Raw genomic sequence first — 11,487 nt, 5'->3', positions numbered from 1 at the left:
GCAACACGGACGACGTCGTCACGGAACTCTTTGGGATACGGCTTCGGCACAGGGCACATCCTTCCAGCAGTGCCTTGCGGCACCACAGATCAGATGTCACCTATCCGTGCAGCAGTCCCTCATGTTCCGTTTGCGGGTTTCGAGGTCCTGCAAGGCCATGTTCATTTCGCATGCCTTGAGCCAGTCCGGTTGTTGGAAGATGGCCTGGCGGGTGCGGATGAGGTCGTCGGTGACCATGTTCGGGTCGGCCATGAGCCATTCGAGGCGTGCTTTGACGCGTTCCCAGCTCGGGTCTTTCGCCGCTTCCATCGACAGGGTGTAGAGCCGTTCCATTACCTGTGGGTTGGCCATGGTGCCGCCCATGGTGTTGAGCACGATCCGCTCGACTTTGTCCGGGTGGTCGTGAGCGAACTGGGCGGTGACCCATCCGCCCAGCGACTCGCCTGAGAAGGATGCCTTCTCGACGCCGATGGCATCCATAAGGTGCAGCACGTGGTCGATGTAGTGCTTGATCTCGAGGGGGTGATCGGGTTTGGCGGAGTAGCCGTGGCCGATGAAGTCGATGGCCCACACATTGAAATGCTCGGCGTGTGAACGCAGATTGCGGACATATGCTTCGGCGTGGCCGGTGATGCCGTGTAGGAGAATGAGTGTGGGCTTGGAGTCGTCCCCGGCGTGCAAATAGCGGGTGCGGTATGGGCCGGCCTGGATGAACCCCTGGCTGAACTCGACCTGGTTCAGATCGTCCCAGACGCTGGTGTACGGGCGGGTCATGCGTGTGCTCCCTCGATTGGTGTGATGCTGGCTGTGGAGGCTGATGTTGCGTCGTCGGCGGTGACGTGCGGGACGACGATCGGTACGGCGTGGATGCTGTACTGGGGCGTACCGCCGTCCCCGGCGGTTGGGGTCTCATGCGGGGCACGGTCGAGGACGATGCTGAGCGCGTTCTCGAGGTGGGTGAGTGCTTCGCTGTCGCCCCATACCGGAGCGCTGTACCGCCAGGCGACGTAGCCGTCGGGGCGCACGAGAAGAGCCCCGGCCTCATGGATTTCACGGAGCTGCCGCCAGTACCCGTACGAGTCGTTGATGCCCGCTTCACCGATGACTACGGTGCGCAGGAACGGTAGGTCCAATGTGGCAGCGGCACGTTTCCATGCCTGTCCGCCGATGCCGGTGAGCAGGGTCATCTGTCCCTTGCCGGTGACATCGAGGGTCGAGACCCGGGTACCGTGCGGGCCGACCAACCAGGCGTGTGGCAGCTTGGCGCCAGGACGAGTGGTGGCCTGCAGGTACAGTTCCCGGTCGCGTCCCCATACCTCCTCACCGGCTTCAAGGTCGGGGACCACCGCAGACGAGGCGTAACGCTGGTTGAGTTCGACGCCGTGGGCATTGAACTCGGTGTTCTTGACCTCGAGTGCCTCGTATAGGCGCTCACGCAGTGCCGCGCCTTCGGAGGAGGGAGCTTTGAGTTTTGCCAGGCCGGCGGTGACCGGGTCGTCGCTGGTGGGATCGAACCACTCGCGCAGACCGGCGTAGTCCTTGCGGGACTGGTTGGCGCGCGCGACGATCTGCCTGCCGACCGGAACCCGCTCGGGGGAGTAGGACTCGAGCAGTCCCGGTCCCGCGTATCCCTTGGCGGCGTAGGCGATCTTCCAGGCAAGGTTGAATGCATCCTGCATGGAGGTGTTCGAGCCCAGGCCGCTGCTCGGCGGATGCCGGTGTACGGCGTCGCCGCCACAGAACACCCGGCCGGATTGATAATGCTCGGCCCACTGCTGATTGACGTACCAGAACGAGCGCGACACGATGTCGATGGTCAGCTCAGGGTCGCCGACAAGGGTACGGATCTGTTCTAGCACAACGTCATCGGATATGTCGGGTTCACCTTGGGACATGTCGAAGCCCCATCCGGCGATCCACTGGCCCCAAGGTCTGATCGCCCGCAGCAGACCCATGCCGATCTCACCGAAACCGGCCTTGGAGTTGAAGATCCAGTGCAGAATGCTCGGCCGGTGAGCGACGTACTTGCTCAGATCCGCGTTGAACAGGATGTAGGCGGTGCCGGCACGGGCGAGCTCGCCTTCAAAGGGCAGTCCGATCTGTTCGGCGATCTTCGAGCGGGCACCGTCGAAGCCGAGCAGGAAGCGCGCTCGCTGGGTGAACTCGGTGCCCGAGCGCACATCCCGGAATCTCACCGTGACACCGTCCTTGTCCTGGCTGTGATCGAGGTATTCGGTGTTGAAACTGATCAACGCGCCGCGTTCGGCCGCGTTCTTGATCAGTACCGGTTCCATCAGGGGCTGAGGGATGTCGAGCATCGCGCACGGGCTGCCGGCGAGATAGTCGCCGTACCGGGCGCCGGTGCCCCATGTCTGCATCCGGACGATTTCTTCACCGGCCAGACTGGTGGTGAACAGGGTGTCGCCCATCTGGTCCCACGGAGTGGCGTATGTGCGGGCTTCGTCTTCGACGCCCAGGTCGCGGAGCACTTCTACGGCGCGTTGGTTGGTGATGTGCGCGCGGGGTGAGTTCGCCACCCAGGGGAACATCGAGACGGCGTGGACGCGCACACCGTAGGTGGCCAGGGCGAGAGCGGCTGTGCCGCCGGCGGGACCGAGTCCGACGATGATGACGTCGGTGTCGTACGTGGGGTCGTGGTCGTTCATGGTGGTCACTTCACTTGTCCAAGGTCTGCAGGGACTGTGCGGCGTCGGTGGTGGGCGGAGTCGAAAAGGATGCGGTGGCAGTTGCATTCGGTGTCGAGGTGCGCTTGTCGGCAACCAGTTGGCGTGTCGCGCCCTTGCGTCCCCAGCCGCCGGGCAGCAGGATCACCGAGACCACCGAGATGGCCGAGACGATCAGTAGGTAAAGCACGATCGAGTTGCTGGTGTTGGTGGAGGCGTACAGGGCGGTCGCAATGGTCGGGGCGAACGCCGAGCCCGCGACCTGGGAGAGCGTGTAGCCGATCGAGACGCCGCTGTAGCGCACATCCGCATCGAAGATCATGGTGAACAGCGATCCGGTTACTCCGGCGGCGGGGGCCATAGAGATGCCGAAGACCAGTACCTGCGCGGTCATGAAAAGCCAGGGGTTTCCGGTGTTGATCAGTGCGAAGGCCGGGCCGATCGCCACCCCCATGGTGACGGCGCCGAGCAGGTACATGGTCTTGCGGCCGAAGGTGTCCGACAAGGCGCCGAAGACGGGATAGAGGAGGACGGCGACGAGGCCGGCGACGAACACGCTGGCCAGGGCGAAGGTGCGGCTGATTCCGGCGACGGTGGTGCCGTAGGAGACGAGATACGCCATGCAGATGTAGGCGAACACTCCCTGGGACAGGTAGGTGCCGGCAATGAGGAAGATTTCTTTCCAGTGCTTGCGGAATGCGACGGCGATCGGCATCCGCACTACAGCACTGTTGGCTTTGATCTCGGCGAAGTCGGGGCTTTCGGTCAGGGACAGGCGGATGAACAGGCCGATTACGATCAGGACCGCGCTGAACAGGAACGGTAGCCGCCAGCCCCAACTGAGGAACTGCTCGTCCGGGAGTTGAGAAGCGGCGAAGAACGCCAGGGTCGCAATGCTCGTCCCGGCGGGAGCACCCATCTGTGAGAAGGAGCCGAAGAATCCTTTCTTCGCGGTGGGGGCATGCTCGACGGCCATCAAGGTGGCGCCACCCCATTCACCGCCTACGGCGAAGCCTTGAACCAGGCGCAGCAAGGTGAGCAGGATCGGAGCGGCGATGCCGATCTGGGCGTAACCGGGTAGCAGTCCCATCAGTACTGTGGTGGCACCCATACCGACGAGAGAGATGACGAGCATCTGTTTGCGGCCGACCCGGTCACCGAAGTGGCCGAAGACGATGCCTCCGAGGGGTCGGGCGAGGAATCCGACGCCGAAAGTAGCGAAGGACAACAGGATTCCGATAGCAGGTGAAGCATCGGGGAAGAACAAGGTGGGGAAGACCAGTGCGGCCGCAGTGCCGTAGATGAAGAAGTCGTAGTACTCGACGGTGGTCCCTACGAAGCTGGCCAGGGCGACCCGCATCGGGGAGGTCTTCGTTGCGGAAGTCGGCGCGGTGGTCACGGTGTGGTTCCCCCGCTGCGAGTGTCGGAGCAGGCTGGCACTGCGAACAATGCTGGGTGCGAGGCGGTCGTCATGGCCGCGCCTTTCGTCTGAGATTCGTCGGGATGTCGAAGAGGGCCGCCGCAGAAAGGGGCCGAGCAACTGGAATGCTAGACGTCTAGCTGCGAAGCTACTCCAGCGCGAATGGTGACGCAAGTCTCTGTCGGAGGAGGCTGGATCGCACTGTGGCGATCATTGTGATGCGGCGCTGCCTGAAGATACAGCGCCGCAGGCGGGGCGGAAGCCTGTAGGCCTGCCCGGTCGTGCAGAATCCGTTATAGGGAGCGGGCTCACCATCAGCGCGATGGCTGAGCACTCGATTCGTCGCGAATGACCGCAATCGTGCCGACGATATGGCGCTCCATCGCCTCACGCGCCGCAGCGGCATCGCGATTTCGGATCGCCTCGGCGATCTCGTGATGGTCGTGCTGGCGGTCGGGTAACGCACTCGCGAGCGGGTTGGTGATGCCGGCGGTGTTGATCAGGAAATCCGACAGATCCCACATCCGCTGACTGGTCTCCTCCATGATCCGTGAATGCGCCATCGCATGGATGGCGGCATGGAATTCCCTGTTGTGAACTCGGTATCCGTGGGCGCGGACCTCGGGGTCGTCGGAGGCGATCAAGGCATCGACGCGTGCAGAGATCAGATCCAGCTCCCGCACCTGCGCCTCGGTTCGCCGCGTGGCCGCCACCGCAGCAATGGCTCCTTCGAAACCACCGAACAGGGTGAAGAAGTCCTCGACCTCACGCGGGGTGTAGGAAACGACCTCGCACCCGACCTGGGGGACGATGTAGACCAGTTTGTCGCTCGAGAGGCGACGCAGGGCATCCATGACCGGCTGTTTGCTCACCCCGAATTCCTGCCGAATCGACTCGACGACGATCTTCTCGCCAGCTGTATAGCGGCCTTCGAGCAATCGGGTCTTCAAGATGTCGTAGAGCGCGGAGGACAGACGTGCCCCGGAGGTGCGGACGTGCGCAAGGAGGGCGGCAGCCTCGGTGCTAGCCGTCGGGCCGGGATCGGTCGAGGTCATCGGCTCAGGCTTTCCGTCGGTTATCGGGTGGTGCTGGGAGCTGAAGGCAGCGACTTGCATTCTAGTACTTGTGGTGTGAGTCACTGTGAGCTACGTTCATCTGGAACGCTAGCATTCCAGTTCGCGATCAGTGGGCAGCATCCCCGATTGCGGAATCCCCTCCGGAGGCATGCACACCCGTAGTGAGGCCGTCGGACACATCCCCGCTACGACGGGTAGGACGAGCCAAGTGCACACCCCTGGGCCCCGTGCAAGGAGAAAACTTATGGAATTCTGTATCGGCACCTGCGCCAAGATCGACCAGGTCGCGATGGTGAAGCAGGCCGAGGACCTCGGGGTCACTCACTTCGGTGTCGGCGAAGGCCCGTTGCTGTTCTCCGATCCGTACCAGTTCCTCGCCCTGGCTTCGCAGCAGACCACCGGCATCCACCTGGGCACCATGGTCACCAATCCATTGACCCGCATCGCCCCCGTCACCGCGAACTCCATGGCCACTCTCAATGCCCTGGCGCCAGGCCGAACCTTCCTCGGTATCGGTACCGCCAACAACGCGCTGCGTTCCATGGGTAACCGCACCGCGAAGATCTCCGAACTGTCCCACGCCATCGAGGTCTCCCGTGAACTGATGGCAGGCCACCGGGTCAACCACACCTGGCTCGGACAGTCCCGGGAAGTGGAGTTCCTCGACAAAGAAAGTGGCTTCTACAACGTCACCGACCACATCCCGATCTGGGTTGCTGCCGGCGGGCCCCGCGGTCTTGCCGAAGCAGCCAAATACGCCGACGCCGTCGTCTACTGCCTCGGACCGAACATCGACATGATCCAGATGATTCGTAGGCTCCTGGACAAAGCCGTCGCCGATGCAGGACGAGCCCCAGGCTCTGTCAAGCTCGTCTCGTTGTCCTGGTTCTACCAACTCGGCAACGGAGAAACCTGGGAAGACGGCGTCACCAACGGCTTCGGATCCGGACCGATCAGCTCATGCATCACCAACGCCGGACTGATGGACCAACACCGCGACGAACTCGGCGACTCGATCGTCGACGCCTCACTCACCGCCGCCCAGCAATACCTCGGCGACCCGAAATCCGCGGACCAACCGCACTATCTCGACGTCTGGGCGAAGTACCTGCGCGGCCTCGACCCCCGGCACCGTCCGATCATCACCAAGGAACTCGTCGACTACTGGTGCCTGTACGGCTCTCCTGCCGAGCTACGAGAAAAAACAGCCCTGATGCGCGAAGCCGGCGTCGACATCCTTCAAGTCTTCCTGTCCAACCCACGCACAGCCGCCCGCGACATCGACAACATCGGGCATTCGATCCTCGCCCACGTCTGATCCTTCCCCGTTCTGCCCAGGAGATACTGATGGAACTCGACCCGCGTACCACTGCGCTCGTGGCTGTCCACTGTCAAGGCGACGTCGTCGAAGCTACCGGCGCCTTCGCCGACTTCTTCTACCAGCAGGTGACCGAGCGCAAGGTCATCGACCGCATAGCCACGCTCATCACCGCCGCCCGTACCGCCCACACCACGATCGTCTACACCCGGGTCGCATGGAAGCCGGACTTGTCCGATCTCGACGCCAACTCGCCCCTACTCGGCATCGTCGCCCAATCCGGTTGCCTCAAGGAAGGCAGCGAACTCGCCGAGATCATCGAACCCCTCACGCCGCATGATGAGGACACCGTGCTCACTCACCAGCGCATCGGAGCCTTCGCCCGTACCGACCTCGATACCATCCTACGCAGCAAAGGCATCACCACCCTCCTCTTCGCAGGTGTGGCCACAAACGCCTCCGTCGAGGGAACAGCCAGGGTCGCAGGCGATCTCGGATACCGAGTGGTGATCGTCGAGGATGCATGCTCTGCGGCCACTCTCGCAGCGCATCAAGCCAGCATCGACTCCCTCGCGCTACTGGCCGAGATCAGCACCGTCGACGAAGTCCGCGCTGCTTTGGCTACGACGATCACCGGCACCCCGGTTTGACCGCCGACACCAGTTCTCGGGCACAGCGCGTCGATGCCTATCCGCCCTCACATTGCTGATCTCAGACGGGACTGTAAGAACAACGGTGTAACTCTGAAAGGAGATGCACCACCATGACCGATGTGATTGATCGTGAGGACGAATCGAACTCGGCACCTGTGGGTGTCAGCGATGCCCGGCTGCAGGAACTGGTGGATCAGGCGCGGGCCGAAGGCCTCCAGCTCACCGGCGAGGGCGGGTTGCTGGCGAAGTTGACCAAGCTGGTGGTGGAGTCCGCCCTCGAGGGCGAGATGGACGACCACCTCGGCTACGGCAAGAATGACCCGGCCGGCAGGGGCAGCGGCAACTCCCGCAACGGCAGACGCGCCAAGACCGTGCTGACCGAGGCCGGCCCGGTCGAGCTCGACGTACCCCGGGACCGGGAGTCCTCGTTCGAGCCGAAGATCGTGGCCAAGCGGCAGCGGCGGCTGACCGGGGTGCAGGACATGGTGATCTCGCTGTCGGCCAAGGGACTGACCACCGGTGAGCTCTCTGCGCACCTGGCCGAGGTCTACGGCGCCGAGGTGTCCAAGCAGACGATCTCGACGATCACCGAACGGGTGATGGACGGCATGGCCGAGTGGCAGAACCGGCCGCTGGACCCGGGTGTATCCGGTGCTGTTCATCGACTGCATCCACGTCAAGATCCGCGACGGCAACGTGGCCAACCGGCCGATCTACGTCGTGATGGGGGTGACTGTGGACGGCACCCGCGACATCCTCGGATTATGGGCCGGCGAGCACGGCGACGGGGAGGGGGCGAAGTATTGGCTTCGGGTGTTGTCGGAGCTGAAGAATCGTGGTGTGCAGGATGTGCTGATCGTCGTGTGCGACGGTCTGAAGCATCTGCCCGACTCGATCGGGCAGGTGTGGCCGCAGACCATCGTGCAAACCTGCGTGGTCCACCTCCTCCGCAATACCTACGCCTACGCCTCCCGCAAGGACTGGGCCGAGATCGCCAAGGACCTCAAACCGGTGTACACCGCGCCGTCGGAGCAGGCCGCGCTGGACCGGTTCGCCGAGTTCAGCGACAAATGGGAGAAACGCTATCCCGCGATCATCCGGCTCTGGACCAACACCTGGGCCGAGTTCGTGCCGTTCCTGCAGTTCGACAACGCCATCAGACAGGTCATCTACACGACCAACGCCATCGAAAGTGTCAACGCCCGAATCCGCAGGGCCGTCAAGGCCCGCGGTCATTTCCCGACCGAGGCCGCGGCCCTGAAATGCGTGTACCTGGCCATCATGAGCCTCGATCCCAAAGGCACCGCCCGCCAACGCTGGTCCAACCGCTGGAAGGCAGCACTGAACGCCTTCGAGATCACCTTCGACGGACGCCTGTCCGCTGGACGAAAGTAGCTACAGTTCAACCAGTTACACCGTTAACTTGACAGACCCCCATCAGTGCCCGGTCGCTGGCTGGGTTCAGAGGAGTTGATGGAAGATGTCGAGGGTGACGTTCCACTCGGCGGTCCCGGGGTTTTTGCGGTCCGGCTGGATAGTGACGAAAGTGCGCGCCAGCGCCACGCTCAAGCCGCCGGCAATCAGCGGTAGCCGCTGCTCGGTCTCCTCGGAGAGGGCTACGTCCAAGGGCGGTCGGGCCGCCAGTTGGTCGAGCAGAGGTTGAAGTTCGATCTCCTCGTCCAGCTTCTCGAATCGGTCGATGCTCTCCTGCAGCCCCTTGGTGATCGGCAGGTCCCACGGTTCGATCACGTCCCGCAGGTTTGCCTTTGCCGAGGCCTTGCCGATGAGGATCACGTCGTAGATCTTGTCGTCGATGAAATCCGTATAGCGCTTGAGGTCGTTCCGGTCGACGTGCAGTCCAGCCGCTACCCGGAAGAACCGCTGGAATTTCACGGTGCCCATCACTGGCATGTCGTCAGCTCCTCTCGAAGTATTCATGGATTTGGCGAACCGCCATCGCTCCTTCACCGACAGCGGATGCGACCCGTTTCACCGAGCCGCTGCGGACGTCACCCGCCGCGAACAGACCGGGCCGGCTGGTTTCGAGCGTCCTCGACAACCCGGCGCCGATCCGCCGGTCGCCGTCCCCTCGGGCGCGGACCGCGTCCAGGCCCGTGAGTACGAAGCCGTGGTCGTCGAGTGCGATCGCGTCGGCCAGCCACCCGGTATGCGGCATCGCCCCGATGAAGACGAACAGGGCGTGCACCCCGATCGTGTCCTGTTCCCCCGTGCGATTGTCCTCGACCACAATTTCTTCGAGGTACTTCTCACCGTGGACCGTACGAACCTCGGTATTCCGGTGCACGGTGACGCGCGGATGGCGCTCGATCTGGTCGACCAGGTATCGGGACATACTTTTTCCGAGGTCGTCGCCGCGGATGAGCAGGTGAACGTGGGAGACATGGTCGGCGAGGAAGACGGTGGCCTGTCCGGCGGAGTTTCCGCCGCCGACGATAGCCACCGGGTCGGTGCCGCACATCCGCGCTTCCTGATGGGTTGCGGCGTAATACACGCTCGTCCCCTCCAGTGCCTCGATTCCCGGAACCGTCAACTTGCGATATCGCGCCCCGGTGGCGAGCACGAGGGCCCGGCCGCGGATCTCGCCGCCGTCCGCCAGTTGGAGCACATGGTTCCCGGCCTCGGATCCCAAACCGGTCACCTCCGCCGACACGAGAAGGCGGGTACCGAACTTCCCGGCCTGAATCACGGCCCGCTCGGCCAATTCGGCACCGGAGATCCCCGCCGGAAAGCCCAGGTAGTTCTCGATCCGGGAGGAGGTACTGGCCTGGCCGCCCGCGGCGATCGACTCCAGTGTCACCGTGTTCAACCCGTCCGAGGAGCCGTACACGGACGCGGCCAGACCGGCCGGTCCCGCACCCACCACGACGAGGTCGCACACGTCCTGGGCCGCGTCCGGGACCGGGACCGGAAGCCCGACGATGCGGGCTAGTTCCGCATTCGTCGGATTGCGCAGCACCTTCTCGCCGTGCCAGATCACGACGGGAGTATCCTCTGGGGCGACACCCAGGCTGCGCAGCAGCTGCTCCGCCCGTTCGTCCCGCTCCAGATCGATCCACCGGTGGGGCAATCGGTTGCGCATCGCGAACTCCCGAAGCCGCAACGTATCCGGGGAATAGCAGGAGCCGATGATCCGGAACCCCGAACCGAGCCCGATCAGCAGGTGCCGGCGCACCAGGTAGGCCCGCAGGATCAGATCGCTGAGCACAAGATCGTGGGCCACCAGCGCGCGCACCCGCTCGGCCGGGACGACGAGCACCTCGCCGTCCTCGATCACCTCGGCGGTGAAGAACGCCACCTGGCCATCCAGCAGTCCGAGCTCGCCCAGGAAGCGGCCCGGGCCGTGCACGCGCAGTATCCGGCGTTCGCCGTCCACGGCGCCCTCGTCGATGACCGCGACCTTGCCGGAGAGGATGACGAAGAAGTCGTTGCTGGGCGCGCCCTCTCGGATCAGCACCTCGCCGGTGTGAACCGATCGACGCGTGCCGCCGACCTCGAGCGTCGCGACCTGGTCGTCCGTCAGCCGTGGGAAAGCACCTTCCTCGTCCGGAGTCTCGTCGTCGACCGGCGGACTGTCGGGGACGGGTGCGGCGTCCTCAGACGAAGTTCTGGTCGACATAACACCACCGCCAATCCTCGCCGGGTTCCATCGACTGGACGATCGGATGGCCGATGCTGTGGGCGTGCGCGCTCGCGTGCTTACCCGGCGAGGAGTCGCAGCAACCGACGTGTCCGCACGTCAGGCACAGCCTCAGATGCACCCACGGGGTTCCGAGGCGAAGACATTCCTCGCAACCCTGCGGAGTCCGGGGCGCCACGGGCCGGATCGCGATCACATGTGGGTCCGCGTGGGCAAAAGTCATGAGTTCGCCTCATTGCCTGCTTTTTCCGAGAGCGCCTGATCGAGCCATGTGCGCAGCTGGGGTACCGGAGCGGCGCCCGCCTGACGAGCGAGGACCTCACCTCGGTCCATCACCAGCAGCGTCGGTACGGCGCGGACGGTGAACCGTTCGGCCGTCTGGGGTGCAGCATCCACGTCGACCTTGACGAGCTTGATCTGACCTGCGCGTTCTGTGGCGAGCTGCTCGAGCGCGGGGCTGACCATGCGGCACGGAGCGCACCACGTCGCCCAGAGGTCAACGAGTACAGGCACCGAGGATTTCTCGGCGACCTCCGCGAAGTCGCCGTCCCCGGCCGAGGCGATCCAGGGCAGCGGCTCGTGGCAATTTCCGCAGCGGGGTCTCCCGTTCCCGGCCGCCGGTACCCTGTTGACCTTGCCGCAGTGTGGGCACTTCACCGTGTCGGATCTCATGACGAC

The 11,487-nt window shown here is 64.0% G+C and carries 9 protein-coding genes and 2 pseudogenes; 3 read left to right on the top strand and 8 right to left on the bottom strand.

What is annotated here, in order from left to right; all coding sequences use genetic code 11:
* Positions 1-120 precede the first annotated feature (120 nt).
* The 4 genes and pseudogenes from K3M35_RS23840 to K3M35_RS23825 form a co-directional block, all read right to left on the bottom strand.
* Positions 121-774, bottom strand: a pseudogene (locus K3M35_RS23840) (alpha/beta fold hydrolase); the annotation flags it as partial.
* The gene (locus tag K3M35_RS23835) at positions 771-2,675 is read right to left on the bottom strand and encodes an FAD-dependent monooxygenase (RefSeq protein ID WP_064060775.1); all 1,905 of its coding nucleotides are present in this window, start codon (positions 2,673-2,675) and stop codon (positions 771-773) included. The pseudogene K3M35_RS23840 and the gene K3M35_RS23835, both read right to left, overlap by 4 nt.
* Position 2,676: 1 nt before the next feature.
* Complete coding sequence (locus tag K3M35_RS23830; protein ID WP_064060776.1) at positions 2,677-4,044, bottom strand: MFS transporter; 1,368 nt, start codon at positions 4,042-4,044, stop codon at positions 2,677-2,679.
* A 374-nt stretch (positions 4,045-4,418) separates the two neighbouring features.
* The gene (locus tag K3M35_RS23825; RefSeq protein ID WP_064060777.1) at positions 4,419-5,159 is read right to left on the bottom strand and encodes a GntR family transcriptional regulator; all 741 of its coding nucleotides are present in this window, start codon (positions 5,157-5,159) and stop codon (positions 4,419-4,421) included.
* A gap of 265 nt (positions 5,160-5,424) precedes the next feature.
* Between K3M35_RS23825 and K3M35_RS23820 the strand changes: the two genes are divergently transcribed.
* From K3M35_RS23820 to K3M35_RS23810, 3 genes and pseudogenes are all read left to right on the top strand, one after another.
* Positions 5,425-6,498, top strand: coding sequence for an LLM class flavin-dependent oxidoreductase (locus K3M35_RS23820; protein WP_006551092.1), 1,074 nt, complete (start codon positions 5,425-5,427; stop codon positions 6,496-6,498).
* A 29-nt stretch (positions 6,499-6,527) separates the two neighbouring features.
* Positions 6,528-7,148, top strand: coding sequence for a cysteine hydrolase family protein (locus K3M35_RS23815; RefSeq protein WP_039584661.1), 621 nt, complete (start codon positions 6,528-6,530; stop codon positions 7,146-7,148).
* A gap of 113 nt (positions 7,149-7,261) precedes the next feature.
* Positions 7,262-8,546, top strand: a pseudogene (locus K3M35_RS23810) (IS256 family transposase).
* 66 nt (positions 8,547-8,612) lie between these two features.
* Here K3M35_RS23810 and K3M35_RS23805 read toward each other — a convergent pair.
* Genes K3M35_RS23805 through trxA form a run of 4 tightly spaced genes read right to left on the bottom strand, consistent with a single transcriptional unit; the run spans position 8,613 to position 11,481 of the window.
* Positions 8,613-9,053, bottom strand: a complete 441-nt coding sequence (locus K3M35_RS23805) for a DUF1931 family protein (RefSeq protein WP_174556302.1) — start codon at positions 9,051-9,053, stop codon at positions 8,613-8,615.
* A gap of 13 nt (positions 9,054-9,066) precedes the next feature.
* Positions 9,067-10,788: an FAD-dependent oxidoreductase gene (locus tag K3M35_RS23800; RefSeq protein WP_039584658.1), complete on the bottom strand. Its 1,722-nt coding sequence runs from the start codon at positions 10,786-10,788 to the stop codon at positions 9,067-9,069.
* Positions 10,766-11,032, bottom strand: a complete 267-nt coding sequence (locus K3M35_RS23795; protein WP_072740546.1) for a UBP-type zinc finger domain-containing protein — start codon at positions 11,030-11,032, stop codon at positions 10,766-10,768. Before K3M35_RS23795 ends, K3M35_RS23800 begins: the two co-directional genes overlap by 23 nt.
* Positions 11,029-11,481 (bottom strand): thioredoxin, encoded by a 453-nt coding sequence (gene trxA / locus K3M35_RS23790; protein WP_033097415.1) that lies wholly within the window; start codon positions 11,479-11,481, stop codon positions 11,029-11,031. The genes K3M35_RS23795 and trxA overlap by 4 nt, the downstream gene beginning before the upstream one ends.
* Positions 11,482-11,487 lie beyond the last annotated feature (6 nt).

Origin of the sequence: Rhodococcus sp. DMU2021 (assembly GCF_019641445.1) — a bacterium.
Lineage (GTDB): Bacteria > Actinomycetota > Actinomycetes > Mycobacteriales > Mycobacteriaceae > Rhodococcus > Rhodococcus pyridinivorans.
Note: the sequence above shows the minus strand (reverse complement) of the source record. Positions and strands in the feature narration are given on the sequence as shown.

Coding starts and splice junctions, on each gene's coding strand:
- K3M35_RS23830 (WP_064060776.1), bottom strand. CDS start 4,044: ATGCGGGTCGCCCTGGCCAGCTTCGTAGGGACCACCGTCGAGTACTAC.
- K3M35_RS23825 (WP_064060777.1), bottom strand. CDS start 5,159: ATGACCTCGACCGATCCCGGCCCGACGGCTAGCACCGAGGCTGCCGCC.
- K3M35_RS23820 (WP_006551092.1), top strand. CDS start 5,425: ATGGAATTCTGTATCGGCACCTGCGCCAAGATCGACCAGGTCGCGATG.
- K3M35_RS23815 (WP_039584661.1), top strand. CDS start 6,528: ATGGAACTCGACCCGCGTACCACTGCGCTCGTGGCTGTCCACTGTCAA.
- K3M35_RS23805 (WP_174556302.1), bottom strand. CDS start 9,053: ATGGGCACCGTGAAATTCCAGCGGTTCTTCCGGGTAGCGGCTGGACTG.
- K3M35_RS23800 (WP_039584658.1), bottom strand. CDS start 10,788: ATGTCGACCAGAACTTCGTCTGAGGACGCCGCACCCGTCCCCGACAGT.
- K3M35_RS23795 (WP_072740546.1), bottom strand. CDS start 11,032: ATGACTTTTGCCCACGCGGACCCACATGTGATCGCGATCCGGCCCGTG.
- trxA (WP_033097415.1), bottom strand. CDS start 11,481: ATGAGATCCGACACGGTGAAGTGCCCACACTGCGGCAAGGTCAACAGG.